The sequence below is a fragment of the Rhizobium sp. 16-488-2b genome (genome assembly GCF_017741815.1).
Lineage (GTDB): Bacteria > Pseudomonadota > Alphaproteobacteria > Rhizobiales > Rhizobiaceae > Rhizobium.
On record NZ_JAGHMF010000036.1, the window covers coordinates 140,174 to 160,098 of the forward strand.

At 62.8% G+C, this 19,925-nt stretch carries 16 protein-coding genes and 1 riboswitch; of the genes, 6 read left to right on the top strand and 10 right to left on the bottom strand.

Annotation, left to right across the window (positions count from 1 at the left end; translation table 11 throughout):
* Positions 1–46 precede the first annotated feature (46 nt).
* Positions 47–142, bottom strand: a riboswitch (TPP riboswitch).
* 77 nt (positions 143–219) lie between these two features.
* Positions 220–690, bottom strand: a complete 471-nt coding sequence (locus J5286_RS27225) for an Lrp/AsnC family transcriptional regulator (RefSeq protein ID WP_209193119.1) — start codon at positions 688–690, stop codon at positions 220–222.
* A 120-nt stretch (positions 691–810) separates the two neighbouring features.
* Between J5286_RS27225 and putA the strand changes: the two genes are divergently transcribed.
* Positions 811–4,521, top strand: coding sequence for a trifunctional transcriptional regulator/proline dehydrogenase/L-glutamate gamma-semialdehyde dehydrogenase (putA, locus tag J5286_RS27230; RefSeq protein ID WP_245206593.1), 3,711 nt, complete (start codon positions 811–813; stop codon positions 4,519–4,521).
* A 27-nt stretch (positions 4,522–4,548) separates the two neighbouring features.
* Here the strand turns inward: putA and J5286_RS27235 are convergent, their stop codons facing one another.
* From J5286_RS27235 to hutC, 4 genes are all read right to left on the bottom strand, one after another.
* Positions 4,549–5,067, bottom strand: a complete 519-nt coding sequence (locus J5286_RS27235; RefSeq protein ID WP_209193120.1) for a flavin reductase family protein — start codon at positions 5,065–5,067, stop codon at positions 4,549–4,551.
* Positions 5,068–5,083: 16 nt separating this feature from the next.
* Positions 5,084–6,424, bottom strand: a complete 1,341-nt coding sequence (locus tag J5286_RS27240) for an LLM class flavin-dependent oxidoreductase (RefSeq protein ID WP_209193121.1) — start codon at positions 6,422–6,424, stop codon at positions 5,084–5,086.
* Positions 6,425–6,521: 97 nt separating this feature from the next.
* A complete protein-coding gene (locus J5286_RS27245) occupies positions 6,522–7,460 on the bottom strand; it encodes a LysR family transcriptional regulator (RefSeq protein ID WP_209193122.1) in 939 nt (312 codons plus the stop codon).
* Positions 7,461–7,471: 11 nt separating this feature from the next.
* On the bottom strand, positions 7,472–8,197 hold the full coding sequence (gene hutC / locus J5286_RS27250) for a histidine utilization transcriptional repressor HutC (protein WP_209193123.1): 726 nt from the start codon (positions 8,195–8,197) through the stop codon (positions 7,472–7,474).
* A gap of 241 nt (positions 8,198–8,438) precedes the next feature.
* Between hutC and J5286_RS27255 the strand changes: the two genes are divergently transcribed.
* The 5 genes from J5286_RS27255 to J5286_RS27275 all read left to right on the top strand — a co-directional run bounded on the left by J5286_RS27255 (position 8,439) and on the right by J5286_RS27275 (position 13,397).
* Positions 8,439–9,266, top strand: a complete 828-nt coding sequence (locus J5286_RS27255) for a transporter substrate-binding domain-containing protein (protein ID WP_209193124.1) — start codon at positions 8,439–8,441, stop codon at positions 9,264–9,266.
* 84 nt (positions 9,267–9,350) lie between these two features.
* The gene (locus J5286_RS27260) at positions 9,351–9,992 is read left to right on the top strand and encodes an amino acid ABC transporter permease (protein ID WP_209193125.1); all 642 of its coding nucleotides are present in this window, start codon (positions 9,351–9,353) and stop codon (positions 9,990–9,992) included.
* Positions 9,989–10,657 carry an amino acid ABC transporter permease gene (locus J5286_RS27265; protein ID WP_113238675.1) on the top strand — a complete coding sequence of 223 codons (669 nt, stop codon included), beginning with the start codon at positions 9,989–9,991 and terminating at the stop codon, positions 10,655–10,657. The genes J5286_RS27260 and J5286_RS27265 overlap by 4 nt, the downstream gene beginning before the upstream one ends.
* Positions 10,654–11,445: an amino acid ABC transporter ATP-binding protein gene (locus J5286_RS27270; protein WP_209193126.1), complete on the top strand. Its 792-nt coding sequence runs from the start codon at positions 10,654–10,656 to the stop codon at positions 11,443–11,445. The genes J5286_RS27265 and J5286_RS27270 overlap by 4 nt, the downstream gene beginning before the upstream one ends.
* Positions 11,446–11,669: 224 nt before the next feature.
* Positions 11,670–13,397 carry a peptidoglycan D,D-transpeptidase FtsI family protein gene (locus J5286_RS27275; RefSeq protein WP_209193127.1) on the top strand — a complete coding sequence of 576 codons (1,728 nt, stop codon included), beginning with the start codon at positions 11,670–11,672 and terminating at the stop codon, positions 13,395–13,397.
* Between the two features lie 59 nt (positions 13,398–13,456).
* On the opposite strand, the gene yghX is transcribed toward J5286_RS27275, so the two are convergent.
* From yghX to J5286_RS27300, 5 genes are all read right to left on the bottom strand, one after another.
* Complete coding sequence (gene yghX, locus J5286_RS27280) at positions 13,457–14,344, bottom strand: YghX family hydrolase (RefSeq protein ID WP_209193128.1); 888 nt, start codon at positions 14,342–14,344, stop codon at positions 13,457–13,459.
* An 85-nt stretch (positions 14,345–14,429) separates the two neighbouring features.
* Entirely contained in the window at positions 14,430–15,629 is a 1,200-nt protein-coding gene (locus tag J5286_RS27285) for an MFS transporter (RefSeq protein ID WP_209193129.1), read from the bottom strand.
* Positions 15,630–15,730: 101 nt separating this feature from the next.
* The gene (locus tag J5286_RS27290) at positions 15,731–17,167 is read right to left on the bottom strand and encodes a M81 family metallopeptidase (protein ID WP_209193130.1); all 1,437 of its coding nucleotides are present in this window, start codon (positions 17,165–17,167) and stop codon (positions 15,731–15,733) included.
* Positions 17,168–17,177: 10 nt separating this feature from the next.
* Positions 17,178–19,097: a beta-N-acetylhexosaminidase gene (locus J5286_RS27295; RefSeq protein ID WP_209193131.1), complete on the bottom strand. Its 1,920-nt coding sequence runs from the start codon at positions 19,095–19,097 to the stop codon at positions 17,178–17,180.
* 29 nt (positions 19,098–19,126) lie between these two features.
* A complete protein-coding gene (locus J5286_RS27300) occupies positions 19,127–19,903 on the bottom strand; it encodes an SDR family oxidoreductase (RefSeq protein ID WP_209215396.1) in 777 nt (258 codons plus the stop codon).
* Positions 19,904–19,925 lie beyond the last annotated feature (22 nt).

Below are 19,925 nucleotides of genomic sequence, written 5' to 3' on the forward strand. Positions count from 1 at the left end.
TGCCCCTTTCGGGCGGGGCAAGACGCGGGGACCCAAATAGCAATGCCGGAGGGTCCGAGCGACTCCCTCCGCCAGCATTATCTGGTTCAGGTTCAAAGGGTACTTCTCAGTCTGCCGTCGGCAAACGCCCCTGTCTCTCAATGGGTCTGTTCTGTCAGAGAAGCCGACCGCTGTCACGCGCAAAATAACAGCGGCCCGGAGCTGGCAATCGGCCGCCGATCAGGCGCCGTTCTCCTTGATCGCTTCCATCGCAACGAAGGTCGACGTGTTGGCGACGAAGGGAAGGCTGGAAATCTTTTCGCCCAGCACGAGGCGATAATTGGCGATATCGGACGTGCGTATCTTTAAGAGATAGTCGAAGGCGCCCGCGATCATGTGGCACTCCTCGACTTCCTGCAGCTTGCGAACCGCGACGTTGAAAGCGTTCAGCGCGTTCTCCCTGGTGTCGGAGAGTTTCACCTCGGTAAACGCCACATGGTTGCGGCCGAGCTTGTTGACGTCGATGATGGCGCGAAAGCCGAGAATGTAGCCGTCCTCGATCAGTCGCTTGAGCCTGACCTGGCAGGGCGTGTTGGACAGGCCCACGCGTTTGGCGAGGTCCGTCACCGACATACGGCCATCGGCGACGAGCGCGTCGAGTATGCGTTGATCGAATTGGTCGATTTCCCTGTTATTTCCCGCGCCCGCCACAATAATTTCCTTCAATATGAATATTGATTAGCGAACTAAAGACTAGAACGCTCGAAATCAAGTGAAATTGACCTTTTGAAATCTGCTAGCTTTCCGACATCAGCGGATCAGGAGCCCAGCATGGCAATCACCACCGACGCGGCAGCAGTCGAAGTCACAGTAGAGCAGGCCAACGGCTCTGCAAATCCCTTTGACGGATTTGCCCCTCCGATCCGAGAACAGAGCGATCTGCGCCGCGCCATCACGGCTGCCTACCGCACGCCGGAGACGATCTGCGTGCCACGCCTGGTTGAAGCAGCCGCCCTCCCCGATCACGTCAGGAAAGCCGCCGCCGATACCGCCCGCAAGCTGATCGAAGCGCTGCGCGCCAAGCACAAGGGAACCGGCGTCGAGGGGCTGGTGCACGAATACTCGCTCTCCAGCCAGGAGGGCATCGCGCTGATGTGTCTGGCCGAGGCGCTGCTGCGCATTCCCGATACGGCCACGCGAGACGCTCTTATCCGCGACAAGATTTCCGAGGGCGACTGGAAGGCACATCTCGGCGGCGGTCGCTCGCTCTTCGTCAACGCCGCGACCTGGGGTCTCGTCGTCACCGGCAAGCTGACGTCGACGGTCGCCGACCGCAGCCTTTCGGCTGCTCTGACCCGTCTGATCGCCCGCTGCGGCGAGCCGGTGATCCGCCGCGGTGTCGACATGGCGATGCGAATGATGGGCGAGCAGTTCGTCACCGGCGAGACCATCGACGAAGCGCTGCAGCGCGCAAAGCCGCTGGAGCAGCGCGGCTTTCGCTATTCCTACGACATGCTGGGCGAAGCCGCGACCACGGGCGCAGACGCGAAGCGCTATTACAAGGATTACGAGACCGCGATCCACGCGATCGGAAAGGCGTCTGATCGGCGCGGCATCTACGAAGGCCCGGGTATCTCGATCAAGCTTTCGGCGCTGCATCCGCGCTACGCCCGCGCGCAGAGCGCCCGCGTCATGGACGAACTGCTGCCGAAGGTGAAGGCGCTGGCGCTGATCGCCAAGTCCTACGACATCGGCCTCAACATCGACGCTGAAGAGGCCGACCGCCTCGAACTGTCGCTCGACCTTCTGGAAGCGCTCTGCCTCGATCCCGATCTGGAGGGCTGGAACGGCATGGGCTTCGTCGTCCAGGCATACGGCAAGCGCTGCCCCTTCGTGCTCGATTTCATCATCGACCTGGCGCGCCGCGCCGGCCGCCGCATCATGGTGCGCCTCGTCAAGGGCGCTTACTGGGATGCGGAGATCAAGCGCGCACAGGTCGATGGCCTCGCGGACTTCCCCGTTTTCACCCGCAAGATCTACACCGACGTTTCCTATATCGCCTGCGCCAGGAAGCTTCTGGCGGCGACCGATGCCGTCTTCCCGCAGTTCGCGACCCACAACGCCCAGACGCTGGCGACCATCTACCAGATGGCGGGCTCGGACTATTATGTCGGCAAGTACGAGTTCCAGTGCCTCCATGGCATGGGCGAGCCGCTTTACGACGAGGTGGTCGGCCGACAGAACCTGAACCGCCCCTGCCGCATCTACGCCCCCGTCGGCACGCACGAAACGCTGCTTGCCTATCTCGTGCGCCGCCTGCTGGAGAACGGCGCCAACTCCTCCTTCGTCAACCGGATCGCGGATCCAAACGTCTCCATCGACGAACTGATCGCCGACCCGGCCGAGATCGTCTCGAAGATGCCGATCATCGGCCAGAAGCACGACAAGATCTCGCTCCCCGGCGAGCTCTACGGAAGCCGCGTCAACTCCGCCGGCCTCGATCTCTCCAGCGAAACGGTGCTCAACCACCTGTCGCATCTGCTGGGCGAAAGCGCCACGAAGGGCTGGCGCGCCCTGCCCAGCCAGGCGACCGACATCAACGGCGCCCGCGACGTGCTCAACCCCGCCGACCACCGAGACGCCGTAGGCCAGGTTCGTGAGGCAACGCCATCCGACGTCGCGGCCGCAATGCAGGCGGCGCAAGCGGCAGCAGCGTCCTGGGCCGGCGTCTCGCCCGCCGATCGTGCCGCATTGCTCGACACCGCCGCCGACATCATGCAGACCCGCATGGAAACGCTGCTCGGCCTCATCATTCGCGAAGCCGGCAAGTCGGTGCAGAACGCCATTGCCGAAGTGCGCGAGGCGATCGACTTCCTGCGCTACTACGCCGAACAGGCGCGCCGCACGCTGGGGCCGTCACACGCGCCTCTGGGCCCTGTCGTCTGCATCAGCCCGTGGAACTTCCCGCTGGCGATCTTCAGCGGTCAGGTCGCGGCCGCACTCGTCGCCGGCAACCCGGTTCTGGCAAAGCCCGCCGAGGAAACGCCGCTGATTGCCGCCGAGGCAGTCAGGATCCTGCATGAGGCGGGCATTCCGAAGGATGTCATGCAGCTCGTTCCGGGCGAAGGTAGCGTTGGTGCGGCCCTTGTCGCGGCGCCGGAGACGGCGGCCGTGATGTTCACCGGCTCGACCGAGGTTGCCCGGCTGATCCAGGCCGAACTCGCCAAGCGGCTCTCCGCCGACGGCAAGCCGATCCCGCTCATCGCCGAAACCGGCGGCCAGAATGCGATGATCGTCGATTCCTCGGCGCTTGCAGAACAGGTCGTGGGCGATGTCATCGCATCCGCCTTCGACAGCGCGGGCCAGCGCTGCTCGGCGCTGCGTATTCTCTGCCTGCAGGACGATGTCGCCGACCGCACGCTGACGATGCTGAAGGGCGCACTGCGCGAACTGACGATCGCCAACACCAATCGCCTCTCCGCCGATATCGGCCCCGTCATCACGGCCGACGCGAAGGAGATCATCGAGACCCACGTGAAGTCGATGCAGGCGCTTGGCCGCCAGGTCGAGCGCATCGAGCTGCCCACGGAGACACAGCATGGCACATTCGTCGCTCCGACGATCGTGGAACTCAACAACATCGCCGAACTGAAGCGCGAAGTGTTCGGCCCGGTGCTGCATGTCATCCGCTGGCGCAGGCAGGATCTGGACCGCCTGGTCGATGAGATCAACGCCACTGGCTATGGCCTGACCTTCGGCCTGCACACGCGCCTCGACGAGACGATCGCCCGCGTGACCTCGCGCATCGAGGTGGGCAACGTCTACGTCAACCGCAACGTCATCGGCGCCGTGGTCGGCGTTCAGCCTTTCGGCGGGCGCGGGCTATCCGGCACCGGCCCCAAGGCCGGCGGACCGCTCTATCTCGGCCGCCTGGTGAAGACGCCGCCGATCCCGCCGCAGCACAGCTCGGTCTATAGCGATCCGGCGCTTTCGGATTTCGCCAAGTGGCTCGACGAGCGAGAACTGCATGACGAGGCCGAGATGGCCCGCAACCTCGGCAGCCAATCCGCGCTTGGTCTGGAAAGCGAGCTCACTGGCCCCGTCGGCGAACGCAACATCTACGCGCTGCACGCACGCGGCACCATCTTCTGCGCACCAGTCTCGGAAGTCGGCCTGCATCGCCAGATCTCGTCGGTTCTGGCAACCGGCAACAAGGCATTCGTCGAATGCAGCGACAGCCTTCGCAGCAGCCTGAAGGATCTTCCCGTCAGCGTTTCCCAGCGTATCCACTTTGGCAACGGCAGGAGCACGAGCGAGATCCTCTCGGGCGCTCTCATCGAAGGCGACAGCGCGCGCATCGCCTCAATGCAGCAGGAGATCGCCGCCATGTCCGGCCCGCTGCTCCTGACGCAGGCTGCCTCGACGGCGGAGCTGGAGCGCAATCCAGAAGCCTATTGCCTCAACTGGTTGCTGGAAGAGGTATCCACCTCCATCAACACCGCCGCCGCCGGCGGCAATGCGAGCCTCATGTCGATCGGCTGATCGCCTGGGCGCTCTGCCCAAATGGGTTCAGGTCACCGCAGACGTCTCTATGGACAGTCTGCGGTAGCCGCCGCGCCAATAGAGCAGCGGCTCCACGTCCTCGCGCGTCTCGATCGCGCGCACGCGGCCGATCAGGATGGCGTGCGAATGGTGGTTGAGAACCGTGTCCAGCTCGCAGTCGAGCACCGTGAGCGCATTGGCGAGTGCCGGCGTGCTAGTTGCAAGCTCATACCATTGCGCGCCCTCATACCGCTCGGCGCCACGACGACCATCGAAGCCGGCGAAAGATTGCGCGCCGTGCTGTTGGTCGGCGGCGAGAACATTGACGCAGAAGCGGCGATATTTATCGACAGTGGGCCACGAGGACGACGACCGGTTGACGCTGACGATCACCGAGGGCACGTCGGCGGAGAGCGAGGACACCGATGTCGCGGTAAAGCCCGTCCGCTCGTCTCCTTCTCCGACCGTGATCACGCTGACGGCGCCGGCTAGGTGCCGCATCGAGAGCTTGAACGCGGCTTGATCGACGACAGGTTTGTCCAGCATCGCCCACTCCTCTCTCTCAGCTCTTCGCGAAACGATTGGCGGGCATAGAGAGGCCGAGATTTTCGCGCAGCGTCGCGCCCTCGTACTCCTCGCGGAACAGGCCGCGGCGACGCAATTCCGGAAGCACGAGCTTGACGAAGTCGTCGAGGCTCGCCGGCAGCGTCGGGAACATCAGGATGAAGCCATCCGCCGCGCGGGTCTCGAACCACTCTTCCATGAAATCGGCTATCTGCTTCGGCGTGCCGGTGATGCCGTTTCCGGTGTGCTTTTCGGCATAATGCCGTACCAGTTCACCGACCGTGCGGCCGCTCTTGACGAAATCGACGAGCTCGTCGAACAGGGCGCGCGAGCCCTTTGGTGCTTCAGGCAGCCGGTCCATGGGGAACGGCTTGTCGAGCGGTACGCCGGTCAAATCAGCCTCCAGGAATTCCGACAGCATCAAGCGACCAACATCCGGGTGCATCTTGTCGATCAGATAATCGACCTTCGCTTTCGCCTCGGCTTCCGTCTCGCCGACATTCAGGACGACGCCGGGCATGATCTTCAGATCATCGGGGTTGCGGCCATAGGCCGGCATCCGCGCCTTGACGTTCTGGTAGAAGGCGCGGTTGCGGTCGATGTTGGACGCCAAGCTGAAGACGATCTCGGCTGTGCGCGCCGCCATGTCCATGCCCGGTTCGGAACCACCCGCCTGTGCAATCACAGGCCGGCCCTGCGGGGAGCGGGCGATATTGAGCGGACCGCGCACCTGGAAATGCTTGCCTTTGTGATTGAGCGTGTGGTGCTTGGTCTTGTCGTAATAGACGCCGCTTTCGCGATCGAGCAACAGCGCGCCTTCCTCGAAGCTGTCCCACAGGCCGAACACGACATCCACGAATTCGTTGCCACGCTCGTAGCGCAGCGCATGCGGATCGAGACCTTCGCGGTTAAAGTTATAGCCGGTCTCGTCGTGGTCCGAAGTCACGACATTCCAGCAGGCACGACCGCCGCTGAGGTGATCGATCGAGGCGAACAGGCGCGCGACGTTGAACGGCTCATAGTAGCTGGTCGATACCGTGGCCACCAGCCCGAGCTTCTCCGTCGAAACCGCCAGCGCCGATAGCAGCGACAACGGCTCGAAGCGGTTCATCTTGGTCGGAATGCGCGAGAGGGCGTTTGGATCGCCAACGGCGGCGGCCGGGGAATCCGCCAGGAACATGAAATCGAGCTTTGCCGCTTCCGATCGCTTGGCGACGTCGAGAAGATGGCTGAAGTCGTTGGCGCCGTTGACGTTGCTATCAGGATGCAGCCACGCGGCCGGATGAAAGCCGAACGTGTAGACAAACGTGCCCAGTTTCATCTTGTCGCTGCGCGCCATCGTCGTCTCCCCAAAGTTGACAGCTATCAATTGCGCAAGCTAACGCCACGCGACTTTTTTCATCAATATCGCGCAGCTATCTTCCGTTTTAGTTTTTCTAAAGAGTGGGCTGTGCCGAGACTTGCCCCTGCTGCCGTGAGATCGCAACCACCCAATCGCGGAACTCCGGCCCGTAGGCTTTCTGTAGGGCCGATCGATCCCAGGCCAGAAAATAGCTCTCGCGCAAAGGGATCCTGATATCGACGGGAATGACCAGCGTCTGCGCCTCGAGTTCGTCTGATATCATCGACATCTGCGCGAGCACCACGCCGCGCTTGTTGACCGCGGCATCGATGGCGCTGCTCGACAGCGTGAAGGACAATCCCGGCGCCGTCTCCTTGAGATCGACGCCGACCTTTGCGGCGAATTCCGACCAGCGCGGATAGGGCGTGAAATGCCGCTCCCATTCGACATGGAGCAGCGGATAGCGCAACAACTCCGCCGCCGTCGGTTTGCCTGCCGCGATCAAAGCCGGCGAGCAGGCGGGAACGACCCAGTCGCGGAAGAGCTCGGCATAATGATCGTGCTGCAGCACGTCTGAGCCATAGCTGACGCGGAAATCGACCTCGTCGAAGCCCATGCGCGGCTCCCGGTCGCGGCCGATGACGCGGATGTGGGCAGCGGGATGCAACGCTTGCCAGTCGAAGATGCGCCGGCCGATCCACTTGTTCACCACCGAGGACAGGGCGCTCAGGACCAGTGCATTCTCGTTGCGCGCACGCTCCAGCACCTGCTGCGCGATCGCGAACTGCTCGAAGCCCTTGGTGATCTCGCGGTGATAAAGCCGGCCCCAGACCGTCAGCTCCGCGGTTCGCCCACTGCGCTCCAGAAGCGTGACGCCGAGAAAGCTCTCAATCTTCCTGATCTGCTGGCTGATGGCGCCCGGCGACACATTGAGCTCGATCGCTGCCGCCGTGACGCTGCCGCAACGCCCGGCCGCCTCGAAAGCCTGCAGCGCCTTCAGCGGGAGCGCCCTCAACTGTTGCTCGTCGGTCAAGTCGGGCCTCGTCAGGGTTGGCGCCGCGAGCGCTTTTCAGCCGGCTGGAAGACGCTCGCGAACTGGAATCGATCGCCGGGATGCATGATCTCGACATGGGTCACCATACGCTCGTTCTGCCACGTCTGGCGAATGAGATTGAGACAGGGCTCGCCGCGCTCCATCAGGAGCACCCGCGCTGTCGAGGCGTCGGCCGAGACCGCCCGGATGACATGCCTCGCCTTCGACCACGGCACCTGCGACAGCAGCCACTTCGCCGGCGGGGCGCCAGCAAAGCTCTCCTCTCTTGCAAGCGGCACCGTGTCGAGCAGGATCAGCCGGCGCTCTATCGCGATCGGTTTCCCATCGACGATGTGCAGGCATTGAAGCCTCAGAACCTCCGACCCCTCGGGCGCCTGTAGCTGCGCGGCCTCGGCCGTATGTAGCCTTTCGATCTTGCGCGACAGGATCTCGTGCCGGTGCTCGTAGCCCGCAAGCGCCGCCTCGGTGCTAATGTCCTGGATATCCATCACCGTGCGATCTATCTGCGGCGAGGCCACGAACGAGCCAGCCTTGCGCCGGCGCACGATCAACCCACGCTCTACGAGGATGGAGAGCGCCTTGCTGACAGTCATCCGCGAGCACTGATATTGCTCCACGAGATCGTGCTCGATGGGGATGCGATCTCCTGGCCGCCATTCGCCGCTCAGGATCCTCGTCTCGATGTCCTTGAAAATTCTTTGATGAATCGGGTCCAATACGTCACCTTTTCTCCGGCGCGAGACGGAAATCGCTAACGCCGATCCGGGGTTGCTTCAAAGCTGACGCACCTGCCCGGCACAAAAATTGCTTTCCTGGAGTTTGACATTGACACACTAGGCCAGCCTATATCTATTTGTATAGTCAAAAGCGGACCAGAGAAGTTCGCTTAAGGGACTAAAAAGTTCGGGAACTCGTGCTCCTCCAACAGGGGAGCAGACACTGGAGAGATTGAAGATCATGATCGCAAACTCATTGCTCAAGGGCCTGGTCGGCGCCGCATTCCTGTTCGGCGCGACGCTTTCCGCGCACGCCGCTGACACGCTTGCCGCCGTCAAGGCAGCCGGCACGCTGAAGGTCGGCACCGAGACCGCCTTCGCGCCGTTCGACTTTATCGATGCCGGCGAGCACGCGGGCCTCAACGTTGATCTCTTCGCCGAAATCGGCAAGGAACTCGGCGTCAAGATCGAGTGGGTCGCCCTTCCCTGGGACGGCGTCTTCCCGGCGCTCGAAGCCGGCAAGTTCGACGTGGTTGCCGGCCCGGCAACCATCACCAAGAAGCGTATGGAACGCTACCGCTTCACGCCGCCGATCGCCGAAGCGACGATCGCGATCCTGAAGAAGGCCGGCGACAGCTCGATCAGCAAGCCAGAAGACATTTCCGGCAAGAAGATCGGCGTCGGCAAGGCAACTTCGCAGCTCGATCAGCTGAAGGAGTTCTCCGATACGCTGGCGACCAAGGCCGATATCCGCGAATATCCTGCCTTCACCGAATCCTACGCCGACCTCGCAGCCGGCCGTATCGCCGGCGTTGCAAACTCGCTGCCGAACATCGCTTTCGTCGCCAAGCAGCGCGAGGGAACCTTCGAAGTCGTGCAGCCGCCTTTCGGCAAGAAGTCCTACTTCGGCTTCATCGGCCTGAAGGATGCCGATCATGCGCCGCTTATGGACGCGATCGACGGCGCGCTCCTGAAGATCAAGGCTGACGGCCGCATGGCGGAGCTGCAGAAGAAGTGGTTCGGCGCCACTTTCGATACCCCTGACGCGGTCAAGGACCCGGCGTTCTGATTTCATGAATCAGTGATCGGTCGCGCTCCGGCGATACCGGAGCGCGATCAGGTTTTGTGAGCGCCAGACAGGCTAAAGCCGCATATGTCCCTAAAACTCTTCGAATTGCTTCTGCAGGCGTCGATCTACACGGTGACGATCAGCGTCGTTTCGATCCTGATCGGCTTCGCGATCGCCATCGGCCTATCGGGCATGCTTCTGTCGAAGAAGACGCTTTTCGTTCTTCCTGCCCAAGTTTTCATCAGCTTCTTCCGCGGCGTGCCTCTGCTCGTCCAGCTGCTGTTGATCTACAATCTGCTTCCCGCGATCGGGCTCAACGTTCCGAGCATCGTCGCGGCGATCGCCGGCATGTCGCTCTGCACCGCCGCCTACCAGGCCGAAAACCTTCGCGGCGGTTTCGCCAGCGTGCCCGTCGGCCTGATTGAATCGGCCGAGATGGTGGGCATGACACCGGGCCAGATCTTCCGCCGCATCAAGGCGCCAATCGCGCTGCGCCTGACATTCCCAGCCCTCGTCAACGAAGCGATCCTCATTCTCAAGGCATCGTCTCTCGTCTCGGTCGTCGGCATCATCGAACTGACCCGCATGGCGCAGGACCTCGCCGGCAGCACGTTTCTGCCGCTGCAGATCTTTGCGGCCGCCGGCCTCATCTATCTCGTCATCAACTGGATCGTGGCGCTTGCGGGCGGCGTGATCGAGCGCTCCCTACCGGGAGTTCCAAGATGACATTCGATATCAACGTCATTCTCGACCAGATGCCGGCCATTGTGAGCGGCGCCGGCGTCACGCTTATGACCTGGATTGTCGGTACCATCGCCGCCGCCGTCCTCGGCTTCTTCGTCGCCGTCGGCCGGCGCTTCGGCGGCATGCTGCTCGACAAGGTGCTCGGCCTTGCTGTCGCCGTGCTGCGCGGCACGCCGTTCCTCATCCAGATCTTCCTTGTCTATTACGGCGGCCCCTTCATCGGCCTCTCGCTCGATCCGATCCCCGCAGGCCTGATCGGCATCTCGATATACGGCGCGGCCTATTACAGCGAGATCTTCCGCTCCGGTTTTCTCGCCGTTCCGAAGGGCCATATCGAGGCCGGCGAATGCGTGGGCATGACGCAGGGGCAGATCATTCGACGCATCCTTCTACCCGAAATGACGATGCTGGTGCTGCCGCCGTCGCTCAACATGGCGGTTCTCCTGATGAAGGAGACGGCGGTTCTTTCGATCATCACCGTGCCCGAGCTGACGGCCACGCTCAGCGCCATTGGCGCACAGCAATATGCGTTCGTTGAAGCGCTATCGGTGCTGGCACTGTTTTATTGGGTCCTTGTCGAGATCACCGGCAGGCTTGGCCATCTCGTCGAAACGAAACTCACACGATTCAGGTTTTTCAACGCATGAGCCTACCCGCGATCGCAGTCAAAAGTCTCGTCAAGACATTCGGCGACACCACCGTTCTTCACGGCATCGACCTCGAGATCCCGCAGGGACAGGTGTCTTGCCTGATCGGCCCGTCGGGCTCCGGCAAGAGCACGCTGTTGCGCTGCATGGCCTTTCTCGAGGAGGCAACATCGGGAACGATCGCCATCAACGGCGAAACGCTCGGATTCACGGAAAATGTGCGTGGCGTGCGGGAGCGCGTTCCCGCCGCCGCGAACCGCGCGATCCGCGCGCAGATCGGCATGGTATTCCAGCAGTTCAACCTGTGGCCCCATATGACCGCACTCGGCAATGTCAGCGAGGCGCTGAAGCTGGTGCAGAAGATGAACAGGAAGGAAGCCGAGGAACTGGCGATGGCGCAACTCGTCAAGGTCGGCCTCGAAAGCCGGGCCGGGCACTATCCATCACAGCTGTCCGGCGGACAACAGCAGCGCGTAGCGATCGCCCGGGCGTTGGCGCTGAAGCCGAAGATCATGCTCTTCGACGAGCCGACCTCGTCGCTCGATCCCGAACTGACCGGCGAAGTGTTGAACGTCATGCGCGATCTGGCCGCCGAGGGGATGACCATGGTGGTCGTCTCCCACGAGATCGGCTTTGCGGCCACCGTCGGCCAGCAGATCACCTTCCTCGACCATGGCAAGGTGCAGTTTTCCGGTCCGCCGCAAGAAGTGTTCAAGAAACCGCGCAATCCACGTCTCGAGCAGTTCCTCGATACGTATCTCGACCGCGGCGCATCGATGCTGATGTAGGGCTGTTCCTGTCGGCTACGTGCTTCTTTCACGTGCCGGCAAACGCTGCCGTTGAGGGCCGAAATGGGCGTTCGCCACCTTCAGTAGCACGGTACCGTCGTTGGAATGACTTCTTTGTGAAATGAGCCAAGCCGAGGCAATTCGTTAACACCCCATTAACGATCTCGGCGCTAGCTGATGCGCACTAACAATACGTATGCGCGCTATCGAGCAAGCTGGATCCGATGTCCATTCTCCAAACACTAGCATCCAGAAGCGGGCGTCTCGTCAGCCTGGAATTCGGCTCTCGCGACAGCAGCAAGCGCTTGGTCAAACCACGCCGCAAGTCGCCCACGCCAAGATCGCGTCTGGCGATATTAGGCACCGTGCTTGTGCTTGCCTACGGCGTCATCGGCGGCAAGCTCATCTATTATGGTTTGCACGGCGACCCCTCCACCTCCGCCATCCTGCCCAAGCCTTCGTCGGTCGCATCGCGCCCCGATATCGTCGATCGCAACGGCGAGTTGCTCGCGACCGACATCCGCACAGTGTCGATGTTCGCCGAGCCGATCAAGATCGTCGATGTCGATGACGCGGTCGAGAAGCTCGCCACCGTATTTCCCGATCTCGACAAGCGTTCGACCTACCAGAAGCTTTCCAACCGTCGTTCACACTTCGCCTGGCTGAAGCGCCAGCTGAGCCCGAAGCAGCAGAGCGAAGTACTGAAGCTCGGGATTCCTGCCATCGGCTTCCGCCCCGAAGTAAAGCGCTTCTACCCCGGCGGCCGCACTGCCGCGCATATCCTCGGATATGTCGACATCGACAATCACGGTGTAAGCGGCATGGAGAAATATCTCGACGAGCAAGGCCTCTCCGCGCTTGCCTCGACCGGCCTGACCGTCGCCGGCAGCCTGGAGCCCGTGAAGCTGTCCGTGGACCTTCGCGCCCAGAACGTCGTGCACGACGTGGTCGTCGACGCTCTCAGTCGATACGACAGCAAGGCCGCCGGCGCGGTCATTCTCGACATTCACACCGGCGAAGTGCTTGCCATGGCGTCGGCGCCGGATTTCGACCCGAATGACCCTAACGCAGGCGGTAGCGATGGCTGGCTGAACCGGATGTCCAACGGCACCTTCGAGATGGGATCGACCTTCAAGACCTTCTCCATGGCGATGGCGCTGGACACTGGCATGGTCAAGCTGACCGACACCTTCGATGCCACACAACCGATCCATATGGGCGGCTTCACCATTCACGACGATGCCTATGTGCCGCGCCGCTGGCTAACGGTGCCGGAGATTTTCCGCTATTCCTCGAATATCGGCACTGCCCGCATGGTCGATATCATCGGCATGGATAAGCAGCGCGAGTATCTCCAGCGCTTCGGTCTTCTCACCAGAATGCATACCGAGTTGCCGGAAGTGAAGACGCCGAGCCAGCCGAGGGTCTGGAAGAAGATTAACTCCATCACCGTGTCCTTCGGTCACGGCGTCGCCACGACCCCGCTTCAAACAGCGGTCGCCGGCGCGGCCTTGGTCGACGGCGGAACACTGATCGAGCCCACTTTCCTGCCGCGAACGGCCGAGCAGGCCAATATGGATGCCGAGGTCGTGGTCAAGCCAAGCACCAGCGATACGATCCGTGCGCTGTTCAAGCTCAACGGCGAGGAAGGCTCCGGACGCAGCGCCGACGTGCCTGGCTTCCATGTCGGCGGAAAGACGGGAACGGCGAACAAGGTGATCAACGGTCGATATTCACACGTTCTGAGCTTCAACGCCTATCTGGCGGCATTCCCAATCCAGGCGCCGAAATACGTCGTGCTTTCGTTCTGCGACGAGCCGAAGAAAGGCGACCGCGGCATGACCTTCGCAACCAACAATGCAGCGCCGATGGTGGCCGATATCGTCAAGCGGGTCGCGCCAATGCTCGGCGTTCAGCCCGATTTCGGACAGAACCTGTTGGTCGGCTACTGATCCGCGGTTCAAGGCTCCCAACGGCCAGCATGTGCGGTTGGAGGCCTCGCCGGCAGCACCTAGAGCAGGTATTTCTTGAACCAGGCCACAGTCCGCTCCCACGCAAGCTTGGCGGCAGCTTCGTCGTAGCGCGGCGTCGAGTCGTTGTGAAAGCCGTGGTTCACGCCCGGATAGACGTAGGCTTCATAGACCTTCTTGTCCGCCTTGAGCGCCGCCTCATAGGCCGGCCAGCCGTCAGTGATGCCCTTGTCGAGTTCGGCGTAGTGCAGAAGCAGCGGCGCCTTGATGCGCGCGACCCTGTCGGCAGTTGGCTGACGCCCGTAAAACGGCACGGCGGCGCCAAGTTCCGGATAGGCGACGGCCGCGGCATTGGCAACACCGCCGCCGTAGCAGAAGCCGGTAATACCGACCTTGCCCGTAGTGAGGTCGCTCTTCATCAGAAATTCGATCGCGGCGAAGAAGTCGTTCATCAGCTTCTGCGGATCGACCTTCTGCTGCAACTCGCGGCCCTTCTCGTCATTCCCGGGATAGCCGCCGACGGACGTCAGGCCATCGGGCGCCAGCGCGATGAAGCCGGCCTTGGCAACGCGCCGCGCGACGTCTTCGATATAAGGGTTGAGCCCCCGGTTCTCATGAACGACAACCACGCCCGGCACCTTCCCCTCGGCCTTCGCCGGGCGAACGAGGTAGCCGCGCACCTCCCCATTTCCCTCAGGCGAGGGATAGGTGATGTATTCGGCGATGATATCGGGGTCGGTGAACTCCACCTGCGTCGCCAGCGCATAGTTCGGGCTCATCGAGGATAGAATTGCAACGGCGGTCAGACCGCCGACGGCGAACTTGCTCGCCCGGTCGAGGAATTCACGCTTGGTGATCCTGCCGTGCGCGTAATAATCGTAGAGTTCAAGCAGTTCCTGGGGGAAGTCCTTCGCGGTCAGCCGATTCATGATTGATCCTCCATCCATCCGTTTCGGCGGCAATACTACACGACCGTTTCCGCTCGTCAGTTCAACATTGCGCTACCAGCGGGGCTCAGCGACGCCCCAGCCGATCGAAATACAAGAGCATCGCCAGCCCGATCACGCCGGCAAGCGCGCCGATGAAGGCCGTGCCGGAGTAGCTGCTGACTGCGGTGCCGATGGCAAAGAGCAATGCGCTGAGGCCGGCGCTGATGAAGATGTTGACGGAGATGAGCGCGCTGCCCAATCCCGGACGCTCGGCGATCAGGTCCTGCAGATAGGTGATCGGGATGCTGATCAGCGCAGCCGCGCCAATGCCGCTGATCAAGGTGAGCGCGTAGACATGCCAGGGTGCGGACGCGAAGCCGAGCAGCGTGAGATAGACGATATAGATGCTCGCGCCGATCGCGAGCGCCGTCACATGGCTCACGATCCTTTGCGCCCGCCCCCAGACGATGATGAAGACGACTTCCAGGAAGGCGACGATGCCGATGAGGATGCCGAGATCGGCGACCGTCCCATGCGCGGCGCCGGTGACGATCAGCGGCAGGATGGCGCCGTTTATATGCAGCGTAGAGCTGATGAGCGCGATGGCGATGACCCGGACAAGCACCGGCGGCGAAACGACCTCGCCGAGCGCCGCGAGATAAGAGAGATGGCGGCTTGCGGCCTTGTCGGTCCCCGTCTGGCGCGGCAGGAAGATGGCGATGAGGCCAAAACAGGCGGCGCAGGCGATGCCGGCAAACAGATAGGCCGGCAGCATGCTTGGCGACCGGGCGAGCAACACGCCGGTCAGGCCGGGCACCAGAACCCAGGAGAGCGACATCATCGCGCGGACACCGGAATTGACCCTGGCGACGTCATCGCGCGACATGCCGGTTGTCCTTCGGCGGACATTGCCGAAGAGCAGCGAATTCAGCGAGCCATAGACCGGCAGGAGCAGCAGTGCGCTGACCACGAAGGTCGCCTGATGCGGCAGAATGTAGATCGCACCATAGCCGAGCACGCCGAAAAGCGCGGTCGCCAGCATCATGGTGCGATATTCGCCAAGCCGGTCCGCCAGATTGCCGAGCAGGATGCTGACGGTAACGTTGACGGCAGCGGCGGAAAAAATCAGCGCGGAGTAGAGCCCGTTGCTCAAGCCCAGTTCGCGGATGCCGACGACGGATTGATAGGGAGAGGTGGCGGCGCTTGCGACACCGAACATAAAGAGGGCAAGCATGCTCACCCGGATGGTCGGGTCGCGGAAGACGGCGGGAAGGAAGCGGGTCATGTTCGAATTCGTGGCGGTGGCGGCGGACGCCCGTCCTGGGCGAGCGCAGCCTGGCGGGTTTGGCATAAAACCTAAACCGCCAGGCTGTCAGTTATTTTCTATCAGTCGGTCCAGCGCGCAGAGAAGCGCGCTTGCGGGATGTAACTGAAATCGCGATCGAAGGGGAATGCAGGCCGCGCGCGGCGGTTGCTGGTAAGCCCCTCGATATCCTGGTTCACCACGCCCTGTGTCAGCGCCATCAGGTTCGGATTGGCGATCGGCGCGAGTTCCGGCGAGAGGTAGCCGGATTTGACGACCAGGAGGCGGACGGCCTTCGGATCAAGCCCGAGCAGGGTGAAATCGGCGATGTTGTGATACGGCCGGCGGCGCGCGGCGAGCACGACGGTGATCCCGCCAATGCGCACGACCGCCTGACGTTCGGCGGGCACGCCGGTGTCGGACAGCAGCACGACCTCCGCCTCCACCTTGGCCGGCGTGCTCGATCCATCGAGGCTGCCACCGATGGTCAGCGCCAGCGTAGCGCCCTTGCCGACAGCAAAGCAGGCCTCGACGGCGGGACGATCGGTAATCCCAGCAATCAGCGCGCCGTCAAAGCCACGCGCGATCAGCGCGTTCAGTACGTCGGCGCGATCGCCGACGCCGCCGCCCGTCGGGTTGTCGGCGGAATCGGCGAGGATGACGGGCGACGTCTCGGCCTTCTCGGCGATGTCGAGCATCTCCGACAGCGGCCCGGTGACAGGACCGAAGCGGAATTCCTCGCGTGCGTTCCAATAAGAGAGCGCGATCTCTTCAGCAGCCTTGGCCGCCGCACCTTTGCTGGTCGCGGTGATGACCGCACAGGCGGTCGCGCGCGGCTCGTCGGCCCAGACATAGCCGACCATCAGGTTGGCATCGAGAACGCCGGCGCGCTGGTCGAAGACCGGCAGTGCCTCATAGAGCGCCTTCGCGGGCTGATCTTCCGTCGATGTGCGCTCGCCGGGCCAGAGAACCGGCACCGGAGCCCAGACAACGCCGGGGCGTGTGCCGCTCTTCAGGGCATCGACCAGCATCGACCACGCCCGCACCATGGTTTCACGCACATCGATATGCGGCGCGGTCCTGTAGCCGGCGAAGATGTCGAGTTGATCGATGATCTTCTGGCTGACATTGCCATGCAGGTCGTAGCTCGCCGCAACGACGACATCGGGCCCGACAACCGCGCGAGCGGCCGAGATCCAATCGCCCTCGGCGTCGTCCATACCCTCGACATTCATCGCGCCATGCATGGCGAGATAGAGCCCGTCGAGCGGCAAGGCCGCCTTCAGGAGGGCGAGGAACTCGGTTTTGAAGGTCTCGTAGGCAATGCGGGAGACCGGGCCTCCAGGCACGGCGCGGGCATGCAGCAGCGGCAGATGCTCGATGCCATCGGCCTTCAGAAAGTTGAAATACTCGGCCCCCAGAAGGTCCGCACCCTTGAGCACGCGAAAATCCTCGACGGCCATCAGCACCGGCGAATAGGTACTGCACTCCGTGTGAATTCCGCCAACAGCGATCCGCATCGTCAGCTCCTTAAAGTTTCGGGCTCAGCGGCACGATGGCCGAGAACCGATCCCAGTTCTTCTTCGCCTTCGGTGTCCACGCAGCCTCGGCGATAGCCGGCAGGCGCGGGAAGACGAGACGATTGAAATAGCCGCGCGACAGGAAGTGCTCCGACCAGATGCAGGCCTGCACGCCCTTCATCCTGTCCTTCAGCTCTTCAGGGAAGTCCCCTTCGGCCTCATAGCCATAGGTGTGGGCCGGCGGTACCGTGCCCGCCCAGCTGGCGCCGGGCTCCTGGAAGGCCTCGGCCTGCACCATGTCGAGATAATAGGCCTGGCCGGGGGTCATGACCACCTCGTAGCCTTCCCTGGCGAGCTCGATGCCGACCTGCGGGTTTTCCCAGGCCATCAGCAGCGTATCCTTGGCCGCGACGCCGCCGCCGTGGGCGACCTCGTTCCAGCCGGCGAGCTTGCGCCCACGCGCCGTCAACATGTCCTTGATGCGCTTCAGGAAGTAGGACTGCAGCGCGAAGGTGCCCTCGATGCCTTCCTGCTCCATCAGCTTCTTGGCGAGCGGCGACGCCAGCCAGGAACCGTTCGCCACCTCGTCGCCACCGATATGCAGATACTTCGACGGGAAGAGCTCGACCATTTCATCGAGCACCTTCTCGAGGAAGGTGTAGGTCAGCGGAATGGCCGGGTTCAGCGCATTGTTCGGATAGCCCTGGACAGAATGATAGCTGTCTGGTGCTTCCTGGCCATCGGTCAGCTCCGGCAGCGCCACGAGCGTCGCCGTGCTGTGGCCGGGGATGTCGATCTCGGGAACGACCTCGACGCTCAGCGTCAGTGCATGCGCGACGATCTCGCGGACATCGTCTTGCGAATAGAAACCGCCGACCGGCTCCGCGCCATTGCCGAGCTGCGGCAGAAGCGGTGCGTCCGGTCCGCGCAGCACGCCAGTGGTCGTGAGCTCCGGATAGCCCTTGATCTCCAGCCGCCAGGCTTCGTCGTCGGTCAGGTGCCAATGGAAGATATTGAGCTTCAGCCAGGCCTGAATGTCGACCAGCCGCTTGATATCGGCCGCCGGGTAGAACTGACGCGAGACATCGAGATGGCAGCCGCGCCAGCCGTAGCGTGGCTTGTCGGAAATGGTGCCGGAGATCGGGAAACGGAAGGTGCCGGGGCGGCTGCGCGCGCCCTCGAGCAGCTGCGCCAGCGACGTCAGGCCATACTGGCGACCGGCGGCATCGGCATAGGCGAGCCTGATTTCATCGGCCGAGAAGGTGAGCTTGTAGCCCTCGGCCGAAATCGCGGCATCGGCGATGAAACGCAGCGCGCGGCCCTGCGGCGACGGCTGCAGATTGAACGGCGCATGCGCGCTTTCGAACAGGCGACGCACCAGCGAGGTGACCGTCGACATGGCGCGCAGATCGTCCGACGAGGCACCGGCCGCAGGATAGAGCACCACTGGAAAGCCATCGCCCGGCTTGGCGTCGATTTCGGCCGGCCAAGGCTGCAGGGCGAAGGGCAGGTCGAGCTTTCCCTCCGGCAACAGCACCGGCGGCGGCTCGCTGACGCGGCCCTCGAGCAGGAGATCGGAAACAGCGACCGCGACGTGACTGCCATCGGCAAGCGTCACATAGGCCGACTTGGCGCCATCGGTGCAGTGCTTGGCCGGGCGATGCAGACCGCTGACGGTAAAGGTCCAGCCTTCACCCGGCGCGATGGAAAGGCCCGTTAGTGGCGCGAACTCGTGAAAATTGGCGTTGCGGCGCAGGAAGGTCGCGTTCTCGCAAGCCTTCTTGTCGATCACCCGTGTCAGCGACGTATAAACGATCTTGAAATCCGCAAGCGGCGCATCCGACAGGTTGAAAAGAGTAAAGGTGAAGCGACCATTCGGGCCGCCGTCCGGCTGCCAGGAGCTCTCCAGACGATAAGGGGCCGTGTCCATAACTGTTCCTCTCAGTATTCTTTTTTTGATCAGTAATCAGCGGATTGGGAGAAGGTGCGGGCGAGTTCCGCTTGGCCCGCGGTAAGGCCGCAATCGACGGGAAGGCAGACGCCGGTAATGCCATTGGCCTGCGCGCTTGCCAGGAAGCCGACCGCATTGGCGACGTCCTTCGGATCGACGACGCGCTGCAGCGGATACCAGCGGCGAGCTTCCTCGAAGACATTGGGATTGGCGGCGGCGCGGGCTTCCCAGGCCTGCGTGCGCACCGTGCCCGGCGCAATCGCGTTCGAGCGGATACCGAACTTGCCGCATTCGACGGCGACCAGCTTGGTGAAATGCAGGAGGCCAGCCTTGGCAGCGCTGTAGGCCGGATGACCGAAGACCTGCATGCCGTTGACCGACGCGATGTTGACCACCGAGCCCTGCGTCGCCTTCAGGAGATCCGCGACAGCGCTGAAGCAGAGGAACGGCGCTTCTAGGTTGAGCGCATTGTCGGCGCGCCAATCCTCGGGGTTCGTCGACTGCAGGCTGACGGCGCGCGCGGCACCCGCATTGTTGACCAGCGTCTTCAGCGCGCCGAGCGACGCGGCGGTCTTCGCCATTTCGGCAACGCTGTACTCGCTCGTGACGTCGCAGCTGACGGCGACGAAGCGCTCAGCCGAACCCAGCGCACGCGCGGCCTTTTCGGCGGCAACGCCGTCGATATCGACAAGCAGGACGACGTCGTGGTCATCCGCGAGCCGGCTGGCGATGGCACGGCCGATATCGCCCGCAGCGCCGGTCACGATCGCTACCGATTTTGTCATTCTCAGTCCTTTCCTGACATGA